This window comes from Streptomyces sp. NPDC018263, assembly GCF_055562575.1.
Genome location: NZ_JBVHFA010000011.1, coordinates 73,802 through 94,676, shown reverse-complemented (window position 1 = coordinate 94,676; position 20,875 = coordinate 73,802). Strand labels below are relative to the sequence as shown.

Here is a 20,875-nt window from a genome sequence, read left to right as displayed (position 1 = left end):
GTGCGGTGCTGTGTCAGACCCGGATGACCTGTGGCCCCAGGAGGGAGTAGCGGTGGGCCTCGGCCGCCGGAAGCTGGGTGCTCGTGACGATCGTGTCCACCGCGCCGACCTCCGCGAACCGGCAGAAGCTCACGGCCCCGAACTTGGTGTGCACCCCGGCGAAGACCGTGCGCCGGGCGGCCCGGATGGCCTGCGCCTTGACCTCGCTGACGGCGGGGTCGGGCGTGGTCAGACCGTGTTCGCGGGAGATGCCGTTGGCGCCGAGGTAGGCAAGGTCCACCACGAAGCCGGCCAGCATCTTGGTCGTCCAGTGGTCGACCGTGGCGAGCGTGCCCGCCCGGACCCGGCCGCCCAGCAGCAGGACCGACACGTTCTCGGCCTCCGCCAGGGCGCCGGCGACGGGCAGCGAGGCGGTCACCACGGTCAGCGCCCGGCCGGTCGGCAGGGCCTCGGCGATGAGCTGGGGGGTGAAGCCCTCGTCGACGAAGACCGTCTCCGCGTCCCCGAGCAGCTCGGCCGCGGCGGCCGCGATCCTGCGCTTCTCGGGTACATGGCTGGTGGCGCGGAAGGCGAGCGTGGTCTCGAAGGACGCGCTCTCCACCGGGTAGGCGCCGCCGTGGGTGCGGCGGACCAGCCCGTGGTCCTCCAGCGCGCGCAGATCGCGCCGGATGGTCTCCTTGGCCACGCCCAGCTCCTCGGCGAGCGCGGTGACGTCGACGGAACCGGTGGCCCGCGCCGCGCGCACGATCTCGCGTTGGCGTTCCTCGGCCGTCCTGGTGGTCATGTCGTCACCCGCTCTCGTCATTGAGATGCCCGCTGGGATGCCCGTTCGGGCCCTGGGGGAAGTTCTACAGCGGACGCGCGGCGCTGACCAGGTCTGTTCGATGCCCGATCCTGCCCGTGTGTGCCCGATCACATCCCGCCGTACCCGCCTCGGACCTGCGCGGCAGCGGGGGCCGGGGTGGGAGCGGGCACGGAGCATGCCCGAACGCGACCGCGGGCAGGCCCGTTCGGTGCCCGCCCGCGATCGTTTTCGGCCGTGGGGCCGGTCGGTGGGGCGGTTCGGTGGGCCGGTCGGTGGACCGGTCGGTCGTGGGGTCAGTGCTGCCAGATCGGCGGGTCGGTGAGGAAGTGGCCGCCGAGGCGGTCGTGGGCCGGGTCGGCGGGGTCCGGTTCGCCCTGCTCGGCGATCAGCTTCGCGGCGTACGGCTCGGAGTCGTCCTGCGGTGAGTAGCCGAGGGCGCGGGCGGAGGTGAGGTCCCACCACAGGCGGGTGTTGGCGGAGGAGCCGTAGACCACGGTGTGGCCCACGTCCTCGGCGGTCAGGGCCGCGTGGAAGAGGCGGGCGGCGTCGGCGGGGCTCAGCCAGATCGAGAGCATGCGCACGCTGGTGGGCTCCGGGAAGCAGGAGCCGATGCGGACGGAGACGGTCTCGATGCCGTGCCGGTCCCGGTAGAGCTGGGCGAGGTCCTCGCCGAAGCACTTGGAGAGGCCGTAGAAGGTGTCCGGGCGGTGCGGGGTGTCCGCCGGGATGCGGGGATCGTCCGGCGCGGGGACGGGGGTGGCGCCGACCGCGTGGTTGGAGGAGGCGAAGACCACGCGGCGGACGCCCTCCAGGCGGGCGGCCTCGTAGAGGTGGTACGTGCCCTCGATGTTGGCCTTGAGGATCTTCTCGAACGGGGCCTCCAGGGAGATGCCGGCCAGGTGCAGCACCGCGTCCGTGCCGCGTACCGCTGCGCGCAGGGCGTCCAGGTCCGCGAGGTCCGCGGTGATGGCGTCCGGGGCGTCGGGGATCGGGCGGCTGTCGAGGAGGCGGAGGTCGTAGCCGTGGGCCGGGAGCAGGGAGCGCATCAGGGTGCCCAGGCCGCCTGCGGCGCCGGTGAGCAGGAGGGTGCGTGGGGCGGGCAATTCAGGACTCCTTGTGTGGTCCGGCCATGTGGGGCGTTCACATACCTGGTGAAGTTAGAGAGGGGGTCCGGGAGGATCAAGTGGGTTGCGGAATGCGGTCGATCGGCTGGTGGATACGGGGTTCGCGGGACCTTGACCGCTTCGGGTGCCGATGAGTTCTCGGCGGCCGGACGGTCACCCCTTCGTACGCCCGGCGCACCCCCGCGAGGAGACCGACATGACCGACTCGACCCTGGACCTCGGCCCGCAGGCCCGGATCGTCGCACGGCTGGCCGAGGCCGTGAGCGATGAGCAGCTCTCGGCGCCGACACCGTGTCCGGACGCCCCCGTACGGAACCTGCTCGGGCACCTGCTGCACCTGTCCGTCGCCTTCCGGGACGCCGCCCGCAAGGACCTGGGTGCCACGACCGACACGAACCCCAACGCCACCGTCCCGGAGCTGCCCCCCGGCTGGCGCGAGGAACTGCCCAAGGCGCTGGACGAACTCGCCGACGCCTGGCGCGAACCCACCGCCTGGACGGGCTGGACCCGCGCCGGCGGAGCGGACCTCCCCGGCGAGATCGCGGGCGCCGTGGCCGCCGACGAGCTGGTCATCCACGGCTGGGACCTCTCCCGCGCCCTGGGCCTCCCCTACACCCCCGACCTCCCCGCCCTGGCCTCCGCCCACGGCTTCCTCCTGGCCGCCGCGGAAGACCCCGACCGGGGCGACGGCCTCTTCGGCCCGGTCGTCGAGGTCCCCCCCAAGGCCCCCCTCCTGGACCGAGCGGTGGGCTTGAGCGGCCGCGACCCGAAGTGGCGGGCGTAGCTGGACAACGGGCCGCCCCGTCTGCGTAGTCGACCAGGACCCGCAACCACGCACACCCCCGCCAAGCCCCGCAGGGCTTGGCTTGATCTCGATCCTGCAACACTCGTCGCGCGGCGGCGCTTACGCGCGTAGAACACCTGTCATGCATAAATCACTGCGGATCGCGGCCGCCACCGCCGCCTGTGCGCTTGCCGGGGGTGCGCTGTACGGCGCCGGGGCGGCCACCGCCGGTCAGTCGACGGCGAACTCCACGCACGAGCCCTACAACATCGGGCTCCTGGTGAAGGACATCGACACCTACTACGGCACCACCGCCGACAGCACGGGCAAGTACCAGGCGTCGCCCACCAGTCCGTACGCCGAGGACCTGGCACGGATCGACGCCGACGCCAAGCGGTACATCGACAAGGCGGCCCAGAAGGCCCACCACCGGGGCGAGAAGCCGGCCGTGGTGTTCGACATCGACGACACCCTGCTGCTGAGCCTCGACTACGAGAAGCGTTACAACTACACGTACAACCCCGCCACCTGGAACGACTACGTGAACCGCGCCGACCGCCCCGAGGTGTTCGGCAGCCCCGAGCTGGTGCGGTACGCCGCCGCCAAGGGTGTCGCGGTGTTCTACAACTCCGGTCTGAGCGAGTCCCAGCGCGCCGGTGCCGTGGAGAACCTGAAGAAGATCGGCGCCGACGTCAACCTGGACGCCGGCCACATGTTCCTCAAGGACAAGGCCAACCCGCCCGCCTACCTGTCCGACTGCGCCACGCCGGGCACCTGGACCTGCACCACCGTCCAGTACAAGGCCGGCACCCGCAAGCACATCGAGCAGGACCTCGGGTACGAGATCATCGCCAACTTCGGCGACCAGTACTCCGACCTTGACGGCGGCTACGCCGACCGCACGTACAAGCTGCCCAACCCGACGTACTTCGTGTCCTGACGAACCACGTCGACCCGGCGGCGCTCAAGCCCGCTTGAGCGCCGCCGCCATCATCGCCCGGGCCACCGGAGCCGCGAGGCCGTTGCCGCTGACCTCCGAGCGGGCCGCCCCGGACTGCTCGACCATCACCGCCACGGCGACCTCCTCGCCCGTGCTGTCCGACTTGCCGTACGCGGTGAACCAGGCGTACGGCGTCTCGCTGTTGTTGGGGCCGTGCTGGGCGGTGCCGGTCTTGCCGCCGACCGTCACCCCGTCGATGAGCGCGTTGCGGCCGGTGCCGTCCCGGACCACCGTCCGCATCGCGGACTGGAGCTGCTCGGCGGTACGGGCGCTGACGATCCGCTTGCGGTCCGCGTCCCCGAAGTCCTGCAACACATCGCCGTCGCCTGTGGTGAGCTGAGACACCATATGGGGCGCCACCAGCTCCCCGCCGTTCGCTATGGCGGAGGACACCATGGCCATCTGGAGCGGGGTGGCGGTGACGTCGTACTGCCCGATGCCCGACAGCGCGGTGAGCGCCTTGTCCATGTGGGCCGGATACACACTCGGGTAGGCCCGCACCGGCACGTCGAGCTTGTCGTCGTCGAAGCCGAACTTCTCCGCCATGGCCCGCACCTTGTCCTGGCCGAGGTCGACGGCGAGCTTGCCGAAGACGTTGTTGCAGGAGTACTGGAGGGCCACCCGGATCGAGGCGTTCTCGCAGGGGGCGGCGGTGTTCTCGTTCGGCAGCTCGCGGGTGGTGCCCGGCGGGGTGTAGGGCACCGGGCTGTCGGTGGGCCGGTCCACGTCCGGGTACATCCCGTCCTCCAGCGCGGCCGCCGCCACGACCAGCTTGAAGGTCGAGCCCGGCGGAAGCGGCTGCCGCATCGCCCGGTTGACCAGCGGCTTCTCCTTGTCGGTGGTGAGCTTTCGCCAGGCCGGACCCGCCGTGTTCGCGGCGGTCAGCGCCGAGGGGTCGTAGGACGGCGTGGAGACCATGGCGAGGATCTCGCCGGTCTTCGGGTCGATCGCCACGGCCCCGCCCTTGTTGCCGCCCAGCGCCTGCGCGCCGGCCTTCTGCACGGCCGGGTCGATCGTGGTGATCACATTGCCCGGATCGGCTCGCCGCCCGGTGACGGTGTCCATGACCGTGCGCAGCCTGGTGTCCGTGCCGTTGAGCACGTCGGCGTAGACGCCTTCGAGCTGCGTGGGGGCGTACGCCTGGGAGGCATAGCCGGTGACCGCCGCGTACAGCGAGCCGTCGGTGTACGTGCGCCGGTACGCGAGGTCGCTCCCACGGACCCGGTCCGACCCGGTGACCGCCTTGCCGCCCACCACGATGTCGCCGAGCGGGCGGGAGTAGGTGCCGATGGCGTTGCGGCGGTTGTCGGGGGAGTCCGCGAGGGCCTTGCCGTCGTAGAACTGCACCCAGGTCGCCCGGAGCAGCAGGGCGAGCACGAGCAGCAGGGAGAGGACGGCGGCGCGCCTGATGGTCTTGTTCATGGCGCACGGGAAGACGAGCCGGACTGTCGGTTCCGTTCCCGTCCGGACGCGGTTCTCATCGCATGTTCAGATTTTCCGTGCCGATGTCGTGTGCGCGGCGACCGCTCACAGCCGCCGAGTCGCCAGCGTCAGCCGGTCCCGCGCGTCCAGCAGCGCGTCCTTGATCATCTGCTCGTGCGCCGGGGTCAGCCGGGCCACCGGCACCGAGCAGCTCACCGCGTCGCGGGCCGGGGTGCGGTACGGCACGGCGACACCGAAGCAGCGCAGGCCGAGGGTGTTCTCCTCGCGGTCCACGGCGTACCCCTGCTCGCGGACCCGGTGCAGCTCGGCGATCAGCTCCTCCCGGTCGGTCACCGTGTGCTCGGTGAGCGCGGGGAGCTTCTCGGGCAGCAGCGCCCGTACCTGGTCGTCGGTGTGCGTGGCGAGCAGCGCCTTGCCCAGCGAGGTCGAGTGCGCGGGCAGCCGGCGGCCGACGCGGGTGAAGGGGCGCAGGTAGTGCTGGGACTGGCGGGTGGCGAGGTAGACCACGTCGGTGCCGTCCAGCCGGGCCAGGTGGATGGTCTCCGTGGTGTCGTCCGCGAGCCGGTCCAGCGCGGGCCGGGCCGCCTCGACCACCTCGTCGCCGTCGAGGTAGGAGGTGCCGACCAGCAGCGCCCGTACCCCGATGCCGTACCGGGTGCCGGTCGCGTCCGTCTCCACCCAGCCCAGCTCCACCAGCGTGCGCAGCAGCATGTACAGGCTGGACTTGGGATAGCCGACGGCCTCCTGCACGTCCGCCAGGGAGTGCATGCCGGGCCGCCCCGCGAAGTACTCCAGCAACTCCACCGTCCGCACCGCGGACTTGACCTGCGCCCCGCCGCCCGTCTCGGCTGCCGTCATCGCCTCTCGACCCTTCGCTCGGCTGGTGCCCGGAAGCTGCGGGCACCTGGAAACCGGAGCCCCCCGCCCTATAGTCTCCGGGCAGCTCATTCAGCACCGGGGACGGCGTTCAGGATATCGAACGAGCCGGTGGCCGAATCCCGGTGGTACGGCCTTGTCTGGAGGGAACCGCGGTGACAGCAGCACCAGTCTGGAGCGTCGACCCGCGTACGGGGAGGCACCGGGAGCAGGTCGCGGTGGAAGCCACGGCCGACGAGGTGGACACCACCGTCCGGGAGGCGCACGCCGCGCGCGACGCCCTCGCGGACCGCGCCGTACGCGCCGCCTTCCTCCGTGAGGCGGCCACCGGTCTGGAGGCGGTCAGTGCGCTGCTGATCGAGGTCGCCGACGCGGAGAGCGCCCTCGGCCCGGTCCGGCTCACCGGCGAACTCGCCCGCACCGCCTACCAGTTGCGGGCCTTCGCCGACCTGGTCGACGAGGGCGCGTTCCTGGACGTCGTCATCGACCACCCCGACCCCGCCGCCACCCCGCCCGTGCCGGACCTGCGCCGCTGGAAGATCCCGCTCGGCGTGGTCGCCGTCTACGCGGCCTCCAACTTCCCCTTCGCCTTCTCCGTCGCGGGCGGCGACACCGCGAGCGCGCTGGCCGCGGGCTGCCCCGTCGTGGTCAAGGCCCACCCCGACCACCCGGCGCTGTCCGAGCTGGTCGCCAAGGTGCTGCGCCGGGCCGCGACCGCGCACGGCCTGCCCGCGGGCGTCGTCGGCCTGGTGCACGGCTTCACCGCCGGTGTCGACCTGATCAAGCACCCCCTGGTCGCCGCCGCGGGCTTCACCGGCTCGGTGCGCGGCGGCCGGGCCCTGTTCGACGCGGCCGCCGCCCGCCCGGTGCCGATCCCGTTCCACGGTGAACTCGGCTCGCTCAATCCGGTCGTGGTCACCGAGGACGCGGCCGCCCAGCGGGCGCAGGACATCGGCGCCGGACTCGCCGCCTCCATGACCCTCGGCGTCGGCCAGTTCTGCGTGAAGCCCGGCCTGGTGCTGGTGCCCGCCGGGGCGCACGGCGACGGGCTGGTCAAGGCGCTCACCGACGCCGTCAGCGACACCGAGCCCGGTGTCCTGCTCGACCACCGGATGCGGGACGCCTTCCTCGCGGGCGTCGGCGAGCGCAGCGCCCTGCCCGAGGTGGACTCGCCCGTCACACCGGGCGCGGCCGGGGCGCACACCGTCGGCGCGGGCTTCCTCACCGTCCCCGCGGCCCGGCTCACCGAGGACGCGCACGCACTGCTGCTGGAGGAGTGCTTCGGTCCGGTCACCGTGGTGGCCCGCTACGCCGACGAGGACGAGCTGACCGCCGTACTGGAGCGGCTGCCCGGCAGTCTGACCGCGACCGTGCAGCTCTCCACGGCCGAGGCGGCGGGGGAGGGGGACGCGGCCGCGCTGCTGGCCCGGCTGACCCCGCTGGCGGGCCGGGTCCTGGTCGACGGCTGGCCGACCGGCGTGGCGGTGGCCCCGGCCCAGCACCACGGCGGCCCCTACCCCGCCACCACCTCCACCTCGACCTCGGTCGGCGGCACCGCCGTCGAGCGCTGGCTGCGCCCGGTCGCCTACCAGAACACCCCCGAGCCGCTGCTCCCGCCCGAGCTGCGCGACGGCAACCCGCTCGGCCTGCCCCGGCGGTACGACGGAGTCCTCGAACGCTGACGCGAACTCCCTGCGAGAATCGCCCGATGGACATAGAGCTTCCCGAACTCCCCTTCCCCTTGCGGACGTACGGCCCGGACGGGCACTGGTCGTACGAGAAGGGGGTGCTCACCGGCTGGGCCGGGCCCCGGCAGGACCGGTTCGTCACGCCGACCGGGGAGGCGCTGGACCCGGCCGTCGACGCGCCCCGGCTGCTCGGATCGCCGGAGGGCGACTTCCAGTTGATCGCCCGCCTCACGGTCGGCTTCAACGCCGCCTTCGACGCCGGGGTGCTCTACGTCCACGTCGGCGACCGGGCCTGGGCCAAGCTCTGCCTGGAGAACTCCCCGGACGTGCCCACCATTTGCACGGTGGTCACCCGAGGGCACTCCGACGACGCCAACTCCTTCACGGTGCCCGGCAGTTCCGTGTGGCTCCGGGTGAGCCGCACCGGTCGCGCGCTGGCCTTCCACGCCTCCCGCGACGGCCAACGCTGGACCTTCGTCCGCCTCTTCACCCTGGGCGACGAGAAGGAGACCGGCGCCGCCCTGATCGGCTTCATGACCCAGTCACCGCTGGGCGAGGGCTGCGTGGTGACCTACGACCACCTGGAGTTCCGGCCCGCCTGGCCCGCGGACCTGCGCGACGGGAGCTGAGGAACCGCGCGCGGGGGCACGCACGTCCTGACCGGCATGATCAGTGACGAGACAGCGGGTGCCCTGGTGATCCGTCCCGCCCAGGCCGGGGAGGCCGAGGTGATCGCCGCCCTGCACGCGCGGGCCCGTGCGACGTACTACCCGGACGGGCTGCCTCCGTCGGACTTCGACTGGACGGATGCCTGGCGGGGCTCCATCGAGCGCCCCGACGGCCAGGTGCTGTGCGGGGTGCGGGACGGGGAGATCGTCGCCATCGCCTCCTTCCGCACCCCGGAGGGCGAGCCGGCGGACACGGTGAAGCTGTACCAGTTCCATGTGGCGCCGGACCGCTGGCGCTCCGGCCTCGGCAGCGCCCTGCACGCCGCCTGCGTCGAGCGGTGGCTGGCGGGTCGCGTGCGGGCCGCCGTGCTCGACGTGCACGTGGACAACCTGCGCGCCCAGGCGTTCTACGCCCGCCAGGGCTGGGTCCCCGACCCGGCGAAGCCGCCCGCCGAGGACGACCACCACCTGTTCCTGCGCTGGACCCCGCCCGGGGAATGAAACGAGCTGCTTGAACGTTCACGTACCGGACGGAGAGAGTCCCCGTCCGGTACGAGCGAGAAGAGAGCCCCGAAGATGCGCGTCGAGATCTGGTCCGACATCGCCTGCCCCTGGTGCTACGTCGGCAAGGCACGCTTCGAGAAGGCGCTCGCCGCGTTCCCGCACCGCGACGAGGTCGAGGTCGTGCACCGCTCCTTCGAGCTGGACCCCGGCCGCGCCAAGGGCGACGTCCAGCCGGTGATCGACATGCTCACCCGGAAGTACGGCATGAGCCCGGCGCAGGCCGAGGCCGGCGAGGACAACCTGGGCGCCCAGGCCGCCGCCGAGGGCCTGGACTACCGCACCCGCGGCCGTGACCACGGCAGCACCTTCGACCTGCACCGCCTGCTGCACTTCGCCAAGGAGCAGGGCCGGCAGGAGGCGCTGCTGGACCGGCTCTACCGGGCCAACTTCGCCGACGAGCAGTCGGTGTTCACCGGCGGCGACGACCACCTGGTGGAGCTGGCGACCGAGGCCGGCCTGGACGCGGACGCCACCCGCGCCGTCCTCGCCGACCCCACCGCCTACGCCGACGAGGTCCGCGCCGACGAGCGCGAGGCCGCCCAGCTCGGCGCCAACGGCGTCCCCTTCTTCGTCCTCGACCGCACCTACGGCGTCTCCGGCGCCCAGCCCGCCGAGGTCTTCACCCAGGCCCTCGCCCAGGCGTGGGGCGACCGCTCCCCGCTGAAGACGGTGGCCCAGGACGACGCCGGCACCTGTGGCCCCGACGGCTGCGCGGTGCCCCACCAGGGCTGACGCGTAAGGGTTGCTTGGGTACACCCTGTAGAGACGCGTGATGGACGACGGCTTCCGGGCGCCGCACAGTGGACCCATGGAGACCACGGAGACGTTCGACAGCCTCGTCCGCGCCGAGTTCGCCCCGGTCGGCACCTTCCTCAACACCGCCAGCAACGGCCTGCTGCCCGCCCGCGCCGTCACCGCCCTGCACGACGCGGCCCTGCTGCGCGTGCAGGGCAGGCCGCTGACCGCGCTCCACGACGACGTGGAGGCGTGCCGGGCCGCCTACGCCCGGCTCGCCGAGGTCCCCGTGGAGCGGGTCGCGCTCGGTGCCTCGGTCGCCGCGCACGGCGGGGTGCTCGCCGCCTCGCTGCCGTCCGGCGCCGAAGTCCTCACCGCCGAGGACGACTTCGCCTCCGTGCCCAACCCGTTCCACGTCCGGGGCGACCTCAAGGTGCGCGCGGTCCCTGTGGAGCGGATCGCCGAGTCCGTCCGGCCCGGCACCGCGCTCGTCGCCGTCAGCGCCGCGCAGTCCGCCGACGGCAAGGTGGCCGACCTGCCCGCGCTGCGCGAGGCGGCCCGCACCCACGGCGCGCGGACGTACGTGGACTTCTCCCAGGCGGCCGGGTGGCTGCCGATGGCGGCGGGGGAGTGGGACTTCAGCGCGGCCGTGGCCTACAAGTGGCTGCTCGGCCCGCACGGCGTCGCCTTCCTCGTCGTCCCCGAGGACTTCGGCGGGCTCGACCCGCTGCTCGCGGGCTGGGTCGCGGGCGAGCGGCCCTGGGAGAGCTGCTACGGCCCCGTCACCGAACTCGCCCACTCCGCGCGGCGGTTCGACCTCAGCCCGGCCCTGTTCTGCTACCCGGCGCTGCGCCGCTCCCTGGAGCTGATCGAAGAGCTGGGCGTGTCCGCGATCCACGCCCACGACACGGCCCTGGCCGACCGCTACCGGGCCGGGCTCGCCGCGCTGGGCCACGAGGCGCTGCCCGCGCCGGGCTCCGCGATCGTCTCGGTGCCGGGCCTCGGCTCCCGCCAGCCGGAGCTGAGCCGGGCGGGCATCGAGGTGTCCGACCGCGCGGGCAACCTGCGGGCTTCCTTCCATCTCTACAACACCGAGGCGGACGTCGACCGGCTGCTGGACGCGCTGGCCGGCTGAGCCGTCCCCCCTGCGCGGACATGACCGGGCCGGTGCCTCTCGTCCCACACGAAGAGGCACCGGCCCGGTGACAAGGGGTCGGGCGAGGGCTACCGCACCGGAGTGAAGTCCCGCGCCCCGATGAACTCCGGCCTGCGCACCGGCGCCGCGAACGGCTCCACGGCCGTGTTCTCCACGCTGTTGAACACGATGAAGACGTTGCTGCGCGGGAACGGCGTGATGTTGTCGCCGGAGCCGTGCATGCAGTTGCAGTCGAACCAGGTGGCCGAGCCCGCCGCACCGGTGAACAGGCGGATGCCGTGCTCACTGGCCAGGTCGGTCAGCGCCTCGTCGGACGGGGTGCCCGCGTCCTGCATCTGGAGCGACTTCTTGTAGTTGTCCTTCGGGGTGGCACCGGCACAGCCCAGGTACGTCTTGTGCGACCCCGGCATGATCATCAGGCCGCCGTTGGTGTCGTAGTTCTCGGTCAGCGCGATCGAGACGGACACCGTGCGCATGTTGGGCAGGCCGTCCTCGGCGTGCCAGGTCTCGAAGTCCGAGTGCCAGTAGAAGCCGCTGGCCCCGAAACCGGGCTTGACGTTGATCCGCGACTGGTGGACGTAGACGTCCGAGCCGAGGATCTGCCGGGCCCGGCCCACCACCCGCTCGTCGTGCACCAGGTTGGCGAACAGCTCGCTGATCCGGTGCACCTCGAAGACCGAGCGGATCTCCTGGGACTGCGGCTCCACGATCGAGCGCTCGTCGGCGCGGATCGCCGGGTCGGCGACCAGCCGGTCCAGCTCACGCCGGTAGACCTGCACCTCGGCGGGGGTGATGATCTCGTCGACGGTGAGGAAGCCGTCGCGCTCGAACCCCTCCAGCTCGGCCGCCTGGATCGGGCCCGGCGTGTCCGGGGAACCCCAGACGACCGGGTCCTTGCGCGGGATGCGGACCTCGGTCGCGCCCCGGCTCGGGTACAGGTCGGTGGGCGTGGTGGTGAGCGTGGTCATGGTCCTCACACCTCCTCGGGCTCGGTGAGCAGCGGGTAGACGCCGTTCTCGTCGTGGTCCTCCCTGCCGGTCACGGGCGGGTTGAACACGCAGATGCAGCGGAAGTCCTCCTTCACGCGCAGCGTGTGCCGCTCGTGCCCGTTCAGGAGGTACATGGTGCCGGGCGTGATGGTGTACACCTGCCCGTCCTCGTGGTCGGTCAGCTCGGCCTCGCCCTCGGTGCAGACGACGGCCTCGATGTGGTTGGCGTACCACATGGACGTCTCGGTCCCGGCGTACAGGACCGTCTCGTGCAGGGAGAAGCCGACCCGCTCCTTGGCGAGCACGATGCGCTTGCTCTCCCAGGTACCCGATTTGGCCTTCACATGCCGGTCGGTGCCCTCGATGTCCTTGAACGAACGGACGATCACGGTGTCTCCTCCTCCTTGTTTGCCAAGTGGTCAGGTTTGTCCGCCAAGTGGTCAGGCGGTCTCGCGGACGGCTCGGGCGAGCACGCTCAGTCCCTCGTCCAGCTCCTCCGGGGTGATGGTCAGCGCGGGCAGCAGCTTGACGACCTCGCCCTGCGGGCCGGACGTCTCGATGAGCAGGCCCAGCTCGAAGGCGCGCTTGGCCACCCGCGAGGCGCGCGCGGCGTCGTGGAACTCCAGGCCCCACACCAGCCCGCGGCCCCGGTACTCCTTGACGTCGGCGAGGTTCTCCTCGGTGATGGAGATCAGCTCGCGCTCGATCTGCTCACCCCGCGTGCGGGTCTGCTTCTCCATCGCGGCGCCGTCCGCCCAGTACGTCTCCAGCGCGGCCGTGGCCGTGACGAACGCCGGGTTGTTGCCGCGGAAGGTGCCGTTGTGCTCGCCCGGCTCCCAGATGTCCAGCTCCGGCTTGAACAGGCACAGCGACATCGGCAGGCCGTAGCCGGAGATCGACTTGGAGACCGTGACGATGTCCGGGGTGATCCCCGCGTCCTCGAAGGAGAAGAACGGGCCGGTACGGCCGCAGCCCATCTGGATGTCGTCGACGATCAGCAGCATGTCCTGCCGCTCGCACAGCTCCTTCAGCGCGCGCAGCCACTCGGGCCGGGCCACATTGATGCCGCCCTCGCCCTGCACGGTCTCCACGATCACCGCGGCGGGCTTGTTCAGGCCGGAGCCCTGGTCCTCCAGCAGCCGCTCGAACCACAGGAAGTCCGGCACGGTGCCGTCGAAGTAGTTGTCGAAGGGCATCGGGGTGCCGTGCACCAGCGGGACACCGGCGCCGGCCCGCTTGAAGGCGTTGCCGGTGACCGCCAGCGAGCCCAGCGACATGCCGTGGAAGGCGTTGGTGAAGGACACGATCGCCTCGCGCCCCTTCACCTTCCGGGCCAGCTTCAGCGCGGACTCCACCGCGTTGGTGCCCGTCGGGCCCGGGAACATGACCTTGTACGGCAGGTCGCGCGGCCGCAGCACCAAGTCCTGGAAGGTCTGGAGGAAGGTCCGCTTGGCCGTGGTCGACATGTCCAGGCCGTGGGTCACCCCGTCGCGGTCCAGATAGTCGATCAGCGCCCGTTTCAGCACCGGGTTGTTGTGGCCGTAGTTGAGCGAGCCGGCCCCGGCGAAGAAGTCGAGGTAGGCATGGCCGTCCTCGTCGTACATCCTGCTGCCCCGCGCCTGGTCGAACACGACGGGCCAGCCGCGGCAGTAGCTGCGGACCTCGGACTCCACGGTCTCGAAGACGCTCAGGTCGGGCTGGGTGATGGTCACGGTGATTCGCTCCTCGGGGGACGTCAGTGCGCCGGGACGTGGGTCAGCGGGCCTATGCGGTACAGCACTTCGGGGTCGTGCGGGCCGTCCGGGAACAGTTCCTCCGCGAACAGCACCTCGCGGGTCAGCCCGGCGCCGTGGCGCTCGGCGAACGAGGTGAACAGCCGCTCGGAGGCGGTGTTGCCGGGGGTGATGGTCGTCTCCACATCCGTCACGCCCTGCTCGGCGGCCAGTCGCGCGGTCAGCCCGTCGAGCAGCGCGGCGGCGATGCCCCTGCCTCGCTGGGAGCCGTCCACGGCCACCTGCCAGACGAGCAGCGTGTGCGGGCGGTCCGGGCGGACGTACCCGGTGACGAACCCGACGGGCTCACCGTCCGCGCCACGGGCCACCGCCGAGGTGCCGGCGAAGTCACGACACCACAGCAGATAGCTGTACGAGGAGTTCAGGTCGAGCGTTTTCGAGTCCTTGGCGAGACGCCAGAGTGCGGCGCCGTCGGTGACCGCGGGTCTGTCGATGAGCAGGTCGGCGGATGCGGAAGTCATGCGGCCTGAATTTAGCGAGGTGAATTGCGAAATGCACGGCGGTGATCTCGGCGGGGTCTGGACCTCTCGGCGGTATGCCGGATTTGACCTAGGTCAAACCGGGAAAAAGAGATTCCCGTGTGGACTGTGTCACAGGGCGGAAACCCGCCGGAAATCCAAGTTGTTTAGCTCTGCAAAAACCGGGCAGGATAAAAAGGCTGAGCATCGCCGACTGAATTCACGGGGAATTTACGTCATATGGATAAGCGGCAGGATCGGTGGCCGGAAAAGAAAACGGCCCGCGCGAAATCGCGCGGGCCGCTCGTCGGTGCCGGGGATCAGAGCGCGTACTCGTCCACCGCTGCCGCGGCCGCCGCGACGTCCACCGTCAGCCCCTGTCCGGCCAGCGCCGCGCCCAGCGCCGCCAGCGCGCGGCGCACCACCTGCGGCGTGGCGTCGGGCCCGTAGTGGTTCACCCGGATCATCTCCTTGGCCAGCGCCCCGCCGCCGGCGGCCAGCGGCAGCCCCGGGTCGCTCTCCAGCGCCCGCGCCACCAGCTCCGAGGCCACCGTGCCCGTCGGCACCCGCAGCGTGGTCGCCACCGGCGCCGCGTCCCGCTCCTCGCGCACATACGGCTCGAGGCCGCCGCCGAGGGCGATCGCGCCCGCCCGGGTCGCCCGCGCGAGGGTGCGGTGCCGGGCCATCACCGTGTCCAGGCCGTCCGCCTCGATCCGCTCCATGCAGGCGTCCAGCGCCAGCATCTCCAACTGGGCCGGCGCGTGCGGCAGCGCCTTGCGGCCGCCGTCGATCCAGCGCTCCTTCCAGTCCAGCAGGGAGAGGTAGGAGCGGCGCGGCGCGTTCGGGTTGGCGGCCATCCGCTCCCAGGCCCGCTCGCTCACCGAGATCGCGGACACCCCGGCGGGGCCGCCCATCGCCTTCTGGGCGCCGATCACACACAGGTCCACGCCCCACGCGTCCGGCAGCACCGGCTCGGCGCCGACCGAGGCGACCGCGTCCAGGTAGAAGAGGGCGCCCTGCTCCCGTACCGCCTCGCCGATCTCCGCGACCGGGTTGGTGTTGCCGGTGGCCGCCTCCGCGTGCACCAGGGAGACGAAGTCGATCTCCGGGTGCTCGGCGAACGCCGCCCGGACCTGGTCCGCGGTGACCGCCGAGTCGAACGGCACCCCGAGGTCGTGCACGGTCGCGCCGGAGTCGCGCAGCCAGTCGCCGAAGGTCTGCCCGTACGGGCCGGTGATCACGTTCAGCGCGACGGTGCCCGGACCGGCGGCGGCGCGGATCGCGCCCTCCAGTGGCAGCAGCGCCTCGCCCTGGGTGATCAGCACGTCCTGCCGGGTGTCCAGCAGCCGGGCCACCCGGTCCTCGATGGCGGCGAACCGCGCGGCGGTCAGCGGGGGCAGGTCGAGGAGGGGATGGGTCACGGAGGGTGCCTTCTTCGCTCACGAGGTCCACGGGGCCGGTCCCGGCGGGCCGACGGTGACGAGGGTAACTGGCGGCCTCCGTGCCGTTTTGACCGGCGACATCTTAGGCTGGGCGGCCGCGAAGCCATCAGTTTGATTTGAGAGGCCCAAACCTCTCCTTATAATCGGAACCCACAGTTCCCCCGAACGGGAGATTCCCCCCATGAAGACCCTCCTTCGGCGCCGGCCCCGTGTGCTGGCAGCCATCACCGCGGCGGCCGCGATCGCGCTCGTCGCCGGCTGCTCCTCCTCGGGCGGCGGGGGCGGGAAGACCACCGTCAAGGGGGTCCACCTCGCCAACGCCGGAGCGCTGACCGTCTGCACCCACCTGCCCTACCCGCCGTTCCAGTCGGTGATCGACGGCAAGGTGCAGGGCTTCGACGTCTCCCTGATCGACCTGGTCGCGGGGGACCTGGGCGTCAAGCAGAAGATCGTGGACACGCCGTTCGAGAACTTCAAGACCGGCGCCTTCCTCAACTCCGGCCAGTGCGACCTCGCCGCGGCAGGCATGACGATCACCGACGAGCGCAAGAAGAACGTCGACTTCTCCGACCCGTACTTCGAGGCCACCCAGGCCGTCCTGGTCGACAAGAAGAGCGGCATCAAGTCGCTCGCCGGCCTCAAGGGCAAGAAGCTCGGCGCGCAGGCGCAGACCACCGGTGAGGACCTCGCCAAGAGCAAGGGCCTCGACCCGGTCTCCTTCCACTCCTCCGACGCGGTCCTCAACGGCCTGCGCACCGGCCAGGTCCAGGCCGTGGTCATCGACTACCCGGTGGTCCAGGGCTGGCTGAAGGACAAGGCCAACGCCTCCGCCTTCCAGGTGGTGGACAACATCAACACCGGCGAGCAGTACGGCTTCACGGTGAAGAAGGGCAACACCGCCCTGCGCGACGCGATCAACAAGGCGCTGGCCCGCGCCAAGTCCGACGGCGAGTACAAGAAGATCTACGAGAAGTGGATCGGCCCGTACGACCCGTCCGCCGCCTCCCCCTCCGCGGGCTCCTGACCCGATGGCCGACACGGACACCCGCATCCAGCCCCGCAAGAAGGGCCTGACCCGCAGGCAGCGGCGCAGGCTCTCGCGCGGCGCGCAGTACGTCGTCTTCGTCGCCGCCGTCCTCGCCTTCGCGTTCTCCGCGGACTGGGGACGGCTGAAGAACCAGTTCGCGCAACTGCCCATCGCCGAGCAGATGTTCCCGGACATCATCACGCTGGCGCTGAAGAACACCGTGCTCTACACGCTGTCCGGCTTCGTCGTCGGACTCGTGCTGGGCGTCGTCGTCGCCCTGATGCGGCTGTCCTCGGTGGGGCCGTACCGCTGGCTCGCCGGCATCTACATCGAGATCTTCCGGGGCCTGCCCGCCCTGCTGATCTTCATCTTCGTCGGCGTCGGCGTGCCGCTGGCCTTCCCGGACGTGCAGTATCCGGGCGGCACCTACGGCAAGGTCGCGGTCGCCCTCGGCCTGGTCTCGGCCGCCTACATGGCCGAGACGATCCGGGCGGGCATCCAGGCGGTGCCCAAGGGACAGATGGAGGCGGCGCGTTCCCTGGGCTTCTCGCCCGCGCGGGCCATGATCTCCATCGTCATCCCGCAGGCGTTCCGCATCATCCTGCCCCCGCTCACCAACGAACTCGTCCTGCTGTTCAAGGACTCCTCGCTGGTGCTGTTCCTCGGGGTCACGCTGGAGGAGCGCGAGCTGTCCAAGTTCGGCAACGACCTGGCCAGCACCACCGCCAACTCCACCCCCATCCTGGTGGCCGGCCTGTGCTATCTGCTGGTCACCATCCCGCTCGGCTTCGTCGTCCGGCGGATGGAGTCCAAGTCCCAGGAGGCGATCCGGTGACCACCCCCGAGATCCGCGTCGAGGGGCTGCACAAGTCCTTCGGCGACAACCACGTGCTGCGCGGTGTCGACCTGGAGATCGGCCAGGGCGAGGTGGTCTGCGTCATCGGGCCGTCCGGCTCCGGCAAGTCCACCCTGCTGCGCTGCGTCAACCTGCTGGAGGAACCCCAGCAGGGCACCATCGTGGTCGGCGGCACCGAGCTGACCGACCCGGACGTGGACATCGACGCCGTACGCCGTCGCATCGGCATGGTGTTCCAGCAGTTCAACCTGTTCCCGCACCTCGACGTCACCGAGAACCTCACGCTGCCGCAGCGCCGGGTGCTCGGGCGGGACAAGGCGGCGGCGGAGAAGGTCGCGGCGGAGAACCTGGCCCGCGTCGGGCTCTCCGACAAGGCGCGCGCCTACCCGTCCTCGCTCTCCGGCGGCCAGCAGCAGCGGGTGGCCATCGCCCGCTCGCTCGCGATGGGCCCCGAGGTGATGCTCTTCGACGAGCCGACCTCCGCGCTCGACCCCGAGCTGGTCGGTGACGTGCTCGCGGTGATGCGGGGGCTCGCCGAGGAGGGCATGACCATGATGGTCGTCACCCACGAGATGACCTTCGCCCGCGAGGTCGCGGACCGGGTCGTCTTCATGGACGGCGGTGTCATCGTCGAGCAGGGCACCCCGGAGGAGGTCATCGGGAACCCGAAGAACGAGCGGACCCGGCACTTCCTCTCCCGCGTCCTGGACCCGGCGATGGCCGAGGTGGAGGACGCACCCGGCAAGACGGAGAAGTAGCAGGGGGTTCAACGGACGGGGACCCGTCACTAAGGTGCGGTGCATGAGCGATCACGCGGTGCTGCACGTGAAGGGGCGGGTCCTGGCCGGGCCCGACGACGTCCGCGACGAGCTGTGGGTGGTCGGCGGCCGTGTCACCTACGACCGCCCCGCCGGCGCCGGTGACGTCAGAGCCGTCCAGGGCTGGGCGCTGCCCGGCCTGGTCGACGCCCACTGCCATGTCGGCCTCGGCGCCGAGGGCCCGGTCGACGCGGACACCGCCGAGAAGCAGGCCCTCACCGACCGCGAGGCAGGCGCCCTGCTGCTCCGGGACGCCGGTTCGCCTTCCGACACCCGCTGGGTGGACGAGCGCGAGGACCTCCCGAAGATCATCCGTGCCGGGCGGCACATCGCCCGTACCCGCCGCTACATCCGGGGCTACGCCCACGAGATCGAGCCCGCCGACCTGGTCGCCTACGTCGGTCAGGAGGCGCGGCGCGGGGACGGCTGGGTCAAGCTGGTCGGCGACTGGATCGACCGGGGCGTCGGCGACCTGGCGCCCTGCTGGCCGCGCGAGGCGGTTCAGGCGGGCATCGCGGAGGCGCACCGGCTGGGCGCGCGGGTCACCGCGCACTGCTTCGCGGAGAGTTCGCTGCGGGACCTGGTGGAGTCGGGCATCGACTGCATCGAGCACGCCACCGGCCTCACCCCCGAGCTGATCCCGCTGTTCGCGGAGCGCGGGGTCGCCATCGTGCCGACCCTGGTCAACATCGCCACCTTCCCCGACCTGGCGGCGGGCGGCGACGACAAGTACCCCCGCTGGTCGGCACATATGCGACGACTCCATGAGCGGCGCTACGACACGGTGCGCGACGCCTATGACGCGGGCATCCCGGTGTATGTCGGCACCGACGCGGGCGGCTCGCTGCCGCACGGGCTGGTCGCCGCCGAGGTGGCGGAACTGGTCACCGCCGGCATCCCGCCCGTCGAGGCGCTGGCCGCCGCCAGTTGGGCCGCCCGCGCCTGGCTGGGCCGCCCAGGACTGGAGGAGGGCGCCCCGGCCGACCTGGTGGTCTACGAGTCCGACCCGCGCGCCGACGTACGGGTGCTCGCGGCACCGCGCCGGGTCGTGCTGAACGGGCTGGTCGTGCAGTAGGCGGAGCGAACGGACGTGCCCGCTTAATCGAATACGGGGACGGAAACCCCACGATGGAGTGAAGTAACCCAGGATCGCTGACCGTTCACCCACAGTGCGTAAGGGTTGGCGTGTCCCGAGCACGTTTCTCCTGGGGGTCCCACCGCCTTGAACAGCGACAACTTCCGCATGCCCGCACGCCGTCTCGCCGCCGTGGCGACGGCCGCCGCCCTCACCGCCGCGCCCCTGCTCCTGAGCGCACGCCCGGCGCACGCCACCGGCGGCCACGGCCACGCCTCCGCCGCCGTGCTGCGCGCCGGGCTCGACGTGTCCCTGCTCCACCGCACCGCCGACGTCCCGCTCACCCTCTCCCTCAACGAGGTGCGGGCACCGGGCGACGCCGACCGCACCGCCCTGTCAGCCCGGCTCGACGGCGTCAACCAGGGCCGCCCCTTCTCCGTGCTGCGCGCCGACGTCGCCTCGGCCAGAGCCACCGCCACCGACGAGCGCGCCGAGGGCTCGGTCCGCCTCGCCGACGCCCGGCTGCACGTGCCCGGTCTGCCGCTGCTCTCCCTGATCGAGGTCGGCACGGTCACCGCCCGCGCCACCTGCGCGGCCGGGGAGGAGCCCGAGGCCGAGGCGAACGTCCTCGGCGCCGTCACCGTGCTCGGCAAGCGCACCACCCTCACCGCGGGCGGCCCCACCGAGGTACGCGTCCCCGGCGTCGGTGAGGTCCGCCTCGACCTGGCCGAGCACCGGACCACCTCCGGCACGGCGGCGGCCACCGCGCTCCGGCTCAAGGTCGCGGTGAACCCGCTGCGGCTGGACGTGGCCGAGGTGACCGGCACGGTGACGCTGGCGGAGGCGAGCTGTGAGACTCCGGCGGGGGAGGAGTCGGGTCCCAGTGAGGCGCCTGCGTCTTCGAAGCCCGTCGTTGAGTCGTCCGAGGCCGCGCCGGAGGAGTCCAGCCAGGCGCCCCGGGCGGAGCCCCAGGGCACGCAGAGCAACCTCGCGGAGACGGGCGGCAGTTCGGCCACCCCGTACATCGCGGGCGGCGCGCTGGCGCTGCTTCTGCTGGGCGGGGGAGCGGTGACGATGGCCCGCAGGCGCCGGGGCTGAGAGGACTCACCGCCGGGCCAGCGCCAGCAGGCTCAGGCCGAACATCAGCACGCCCAGCGGGAGATGGACCGACGGCACATGGGCGATGCCGAGCACGACCTGGACCGAGGCGAGCGCGAGGAACCCCGAGGCGTGCCCTATCGGCCGGGCCGAGCCGCCGCCCGGCTTCCACGCCAGCACCGCCGCGAGCACGTACAGCATCGACGCCCCGTACATCACGCGGGCGCCGATGCCGTGCAGCGTCTCTCCGTAGGACGTGGTGAGCAACAGTCCGGCGGAGACGGCCTGGAGGAAGATGGTCAGCGTCTGGAGAGCCAGGGCGATGCGGAGGAACGCGGTGCCGTCGCGTCGCGCGTCCGTCGTGGTCGTCACCTGAGTGGCCATGTCACGGTCCCCTTTTCCGCCCGTCGGGCAGCAGCTCGATAAGGTCTCACCAGTCCGACGACGCGGGCCTGCGAAAGGTAAGGCGAGGGGGC

The 20,875-nt window shown here is 71.8% G+C and carries 22 protein-coding genes; 12 read left to right on the top strand and 10 right to left on the bottom strand.

Features of this window, described 5'->3' with window-relative positions; genetic code table 11:
* Positions 1–13: 13 nt before the first annotated feature.
* Together ACZ3HQ_RS28540 and ACZ3HQ_RS28535 are read right to left on the bottom strand one after the other, a co-directional pair.
* Positions 14–784: a DeoR/GlpR family DNA-binding transcription regulator gene (locus tag ACZ3HQ_RS28540; protein ID WP_467515277.1), complete on the bottom strand. Its 771-nt coding sequence runs from the start codon at positions 782–784 to the stop codon at positions 14–16.
* Between the two features lie 314 nt (positions 785–1,098).
* The gene (locus tag ACZ3HQ_RS28535) at positions 1,099–1,908 is read right to left on the bottom strand and encodes an NAD-dependent epimerase/dehydratase family protein (protein ID WP_467515273.1); all 810 of its coding nucleotides are present in this window, start codon (positions 1,906–1,908) and stop codon (positions 1,099–1,101) included.
* A 217-nt stretch (positions 1,909–2,125) separates the two neighbouring features.
* Here ACZ3HQ_RS28535 and ACZ3HQ_RS28530 point away from each other — a divergent pair, with 217 nt between their 5' ends.
* Together ACZ3HQ_RS28530 and ACZ3HQ_RS28525 are read left to right on the top strand one after the other, a co-directional pair.
* On the top strand, positions 2,126–2,713 hold the full coding sequence (locus tag ACZ3HQ_RS28530) for a TIGR03086 family metal-binding protein (RefSeq protein WP_467515270.1): 588 nt from the start codon (positions 2,126–2,128) through the stop codon (positions 2,711–2,713).
* 142 nt (positions 2,714–2,855) lie between these two features.
* Positions 2,856–3,653, top strand: coding sequence for an HAD family acid phosphatase (locus tag ACZ3HQ_RS28525; protein ID WP_467515268.1), 798 nt, complete (start codon positions 2,856–2,858; stop codon positions 3,651–3,653).
* 24 nt (positions 3,654–3,677) lie between these two features.
* Here ACZ3HQ_RS28525 and ACZ3HQ_RS28520 read toward each other — a convergent pair whose 3' ends face one another.
* Together ACZ3HQ_RS28520 and ACZ3HQ_RS28515 are read right to left on the bottom strand one after the other, a co-directional pair.
* Positions 3,678–5,135 carry a peptidoglycan D,D-transpeptidase FtsI family protein gene (locus ACZ3HQ_RS28520; RefSeq protein ID WP_467515266.1) on the bottom strand — a complete coding sequence of 486 codons (1,458 nt, stop codon included), beginning with the start codon at positions 5,133–5,135 and terminating at the stop codon, positions 3,678–3,680.
* A 105-nt stretch (positions 5,136–5,240) separates the two neighbouring features.
* Entirely contained in the window at positions 5,241–6,014 is a 774-nt protein-coding gene (locus ACZ3HQ_RS28515) for an IclR family transcriptional regulator (protein ID WP_467515264.1), read from the bottom strand.
* A 173-nt stretch (positions 6,015–6,187) separates the two neighbouring features.
* Here ACZ3HQ_RS28515 and ACZ3HQ_RS28510 point away from each other — a divergent pair, with 173 nt between their 5' ends.
* The 5 genes from ACZ3HQ_RS28510 (at position 6,188) to ACZ3HQ_RS28490 (ending at position 10,822) form a co-directional block, all read left to right on the top strand.
* The gene (locus tag ACZ3HQ_RS28510; RefSeq protein ID WP_467515262.1) at positions 6,188–7,714 is read left to right on the top strand and encodes an aldehyde dehydrogenase (NADP(+)); all 1,527 of its coding nucleotides are present in this window, start codon (positions 6,188–6,190) and stop codon (positions 7,712–7,714) included.
* Positions 7,715–7,740: 26 nt separating this feature from the next.
* The gene (locus tag ACZ3HQ_RS28505; protein WP_467515261.1) at positions 7,741–8,349 is read left to right on the top strand and encodes a DUF1349 domain-containing protein; all 609 of its coding nucleotides are present in this window, start codon (positions 7,741–7,743) and stop codon (positions 8,347–8,349) included.
* Positions 8,350–8,385: 36 nt separating this feature from the next.
* A complete protein-coding gene (locus ACZ3HQ_RS28500) occupies positions 8,386–8,889 on the top strand; it encodes a GNAT family N-acetyltransferase (RefSeq protein ID WP_467515259.1) in 504 nt (167 codons plus the stop codon).
* A 75-nt stretch (positions 8,890–8,964) separates the two neighbouring features.
* Positions 8,965–9,684, top strand: a complete 720-nt coding sequence (locus ACZ3HQ_RS28495) for a DsbA family oxidoreductase (protein WP_467515258.1) — start codon at positions 8,965–8,967, stop codon at positions 9,682–9,684.
* Between the two features lie 76 nt (positions 9,685–9,760).
* The gene (locus tag ACZ3HQ_RS28490) at positions 9,761–10,822 is read left to right on the top strand and encodes an aminotransferase class V-fold PLP-dependent enzyme (protein WP_467515256.1); all 1,062 of its coding nucleotides are present in this window, start codon (positions 9,761–9,763) and stop codon (positions 10,820–10,822) included.
* Between the two features lie 89 nt (positions 10,823–10,911).
* Here ACZ3HQ_RS28490 and thpD read toward each other — a convergent pair whose 3' ends face one another.
* From thpD to ACZ3HQ_RS28465, 5 genes are all read right to left on the bottom strand, one after another.
* Complete coding sequence (thpD, locus tag ACZ3HQ_RS28485) at positions 10,912–11,811, bottom strand: ectoine hydroxylase (RefSeq protein WP_467515254.1); 900 nt, start codon at positions 11,809–11,811, stop codon at positions 10,912–10,914.
* A 5-nt stretch (positions 11,812–11,816) separates the two neighbouring features.
* Complete coding sequence (locus ACZ3HQ_RS28480; RefSeq protein ID WP_030815454.1) at positions 11,817–12,221, bottom strand: ectoine synthase; 405 nt, start codon at positions 12,219–12,221, stop codon at positions 11,817–11,819.
* A 51-nt stretch (positions 12,222–12,272) separates the two neighbouring features.
* Positions 12,273–13,544 (bottom strand): diaminobutyrate--2-oxoglutarate transaminase, encoded by a 1,272-nt coding sequence (ectB, locus tag ACZ3HQ_RS28475; RefSeq protein WP_467515252.1) that lies wholly within the window; start codon positions 13,542–13,544, stop codon positions 12,273–12,275.
* Between the two features lie 23 nt (positions 13,545–13,567).
* Positions 13,568–14,086, bottom strand: a complete 519-nt coding sequence (gene ectA, locus ACZ3HQ_RS28470; protein WP_086695374.1) for a diaminobutyrate acetyltransferase — start codon at positions 14,084–14,086, stop codon at positions 13,568–13,570.
* A 317-nt stretch (positions 14,087–14,403) separates the two neighbouring features.
* Entirely contained in the window at positions 14,404–15,504 is a 1,101-nt protein-coding gene (locus tag ACZ3HQ_RS28465) for a pyridoxal-phosphate-dependent aminotransferase family protein (protein ID WP_467515250.1), read from the bottom strand.
* Positions 15,505–15,706: 202 nt separating this feature from the next.
* On the opposite strand from ACZ3HQ_RS28465, the gene ACZ3HQ_RS28460 reads away from it, so the two are divergent.
* From ACZ3HQ_RS28460 to ACZ3HQ_RS28440, 5 genes are all read left to right on the top strand, one after another.
* Positions 15,707–16,549, top strand: coding sequence for a basic amino acid ABC transporter substrate-binding protein (locus tag ACZ3HQ_RS28460; protein WP_467515249.1), 843 nt, complete (start codon positions 15,707–15,709; stop codon positions 16,547–16,549).
* Between the two features lie 4 nt (positions 16,550–16,553).
* Positions 16,554–17,387, top strand: a complete 834-nt coding sequence (locus ACZ3HQ_RS28455) for an amino acid ABC transporter permease (RefSeq protein ID WP_130340228.1) — start codon at positions 16,554–16,556, stop codon at positions 17,385–17,387.
* Positions 17,384–18,166, top strand: coding sequence for an amino acid ABC transporter ATP-binding protein (locus ACZ3HQ_RS28450; RefSeq protein ID WP_467515247.1), 783 nt, complete (start codon positions 17,384–17,386; stop codon positions 18,164–18,166). Before ACZ3HQ_RS28455 ends, ACZ3HQ_RS28450 begins: the two co-directional genes overlap by 4 nt.
* 43 nt (positions 18,167–18,209) lie before the next feature.
* Positions 18,210–19,301: an amidohydrolase family protein gene (locus ACZ3HQ_RS28445; RefSeq protein WP_467515246.1), complete on the top strand. Its 1,092-nt coding sequence runs from the start codon at positions 18,210–18,212 to the stop codon at positions 19,299–19,301.
* A gap of 147 nt (positions 19,302–19,448) precedes the next feature.
* A complete protein-coding gene (locus tag ACZ3HQ_RS28440; RefSeq protein ID WP_467515244.1) occupies positions 19,449–20,399 on the top strand; it encodes an SCO1860 family LAETG-anchored protein in 951 nt (316 codons plus the stop codon).
* A gap of 6 nt (positions 20,400–20,405) precedes the next feature.
* On the opposite strand, the gene ACZ3HQ_RS28435 is transcribed toward ACZ3HQ_RS28440, so the two are convergent.
* Positions 20,406–20,783, bottom strand: a complete 378-nt coding sequence (locus ACZ3HQ_RS28435) for a hypothetical protein (RefSeq protein ID WP_467515242.1) — start codon at positions 20,781–20,783, stop codon at positions 20,406–20,408.
* Between the last annotated feature and the right edge of the window lie 92 nt (positions 20,784–20,875).

What these genes read in the sequence shown, in the direction of transcription:
- ACZ3HQ_RS28540 (WP_467515277.1), bottom strand. Translation starts at nt 784, where the DNA reads ATGACCACCAGGACGGCCGAGGAACGCCAACGCGAGATCGTGCGCGCG.
- ACZ3HQ_RS28460 (WP_467515249.1), top strand. Translation starts at nt 15,707, where the DNA reads ATGAAGACCCTCCTTCGGCGCCGGCCCCGTGTGCTGGCAGCCATCACC.
- ACZ3HQ_RS28505 (WP_467515261.1), top strand. Translation starts at nt 7,741, where the DNA reads ATGGACATAGAGCTTCCCGAACTCCCCTTCCCCTTGCGGACGTACGGC.
- ACZ3HQ_RS28495 (WP_467515258.1), top strand. Translation starts at nt 8,965, where the DNA reads ATGCGCGTCGAGATCTGGTCCGACATCGCCTGCCCCTGGTGCTACGTC.
- ACZ3HQ_RS28445 (WP_467515246.1), top strand. Translation starts at nt 18,210, where the DNA reads ATGAGCGATCACGCGGTGCTGCACGTGAAGGGGCGGGTCCTGGCCGGG.
- ACZ3HQ_RS28500 (WP_467515259.1), top strand. Translation starts at nt 8,386, where the DNA reads ATGATCAGTGACGAGACAGCGGGTGCCCTGGTGATCCGTCCCGCCCAG.
- ACZ3HQ_RS28530 (WP_467515270.1), top strand. Translation starts at nt 2,126, where the DNA reads ATGACCGACTCGACCCTGGACCTCGGCCCGCAGGCCCGGATCGTCGCA.
- ACZ3HQ_RS28520 (WP_467515266.1), bottom strand. Translation starts at nt 5,135, where the DNA reads ATGAACAAGACCATCAGGCGCGCCGCCGTCCTCTCCCTGCTGCTCGTG.
- thpD (WP_467515254.1), bottom strand. Translation starts at nt 11,811, where the DNA reads ATGACCACGCTCACCACCACGCCCACCGACCTGTACCCGAGCCGGGGC.
- ACZ3HQ_RS28435 (WP_467515242.1), bottom strand. Translation starts at nt 20,783, where the DNA reads ATGGCCACTCAGGTGACGACCACGACGGACGCGCGACGCGACGGCACC.
- ectA (WP_086695374.1), bottom strand. Translation starts at nt 14,086, where the DNA reads ATGACTTCCGCATCCGCCGACCTGCTCATCGACAGACCCGCGGTCACC.
- ACZ3HQ_RS28525 (WP_467515268.1), top strand. Translation starts at nt 2,856, where the DNA reads ATGCATAAATCACTGCGGATCGCGGCCGCCACCGCCGCCTGTGCGCTT.
- ACZ3HQ_RS28490 (WP_467515256.1), top strand. Translation starts at nt 9,761, where the DNA reads ATGGAGACCACGGAGACGTTCGACAGCCTCGTCCGCGCCGAGTTCGCC.
- ACZ3HQ_RS28515 (WP_467515264.1), bottom strand. Translation starts at nt 6,014, where the DNA reads ATGACGGCAGCCGAGACGGGCGGCGGGGCGCAGGTCAAGTCCGCGGTG.
- ACZ3HQ_RS28455 (WP_130340228.1), top strand. Translation starts at nt 16,554, where the DNA reads ATGGCCGACACGGACACCCGCATCCAGCCCCGCAAGAAGGGCCTGACC.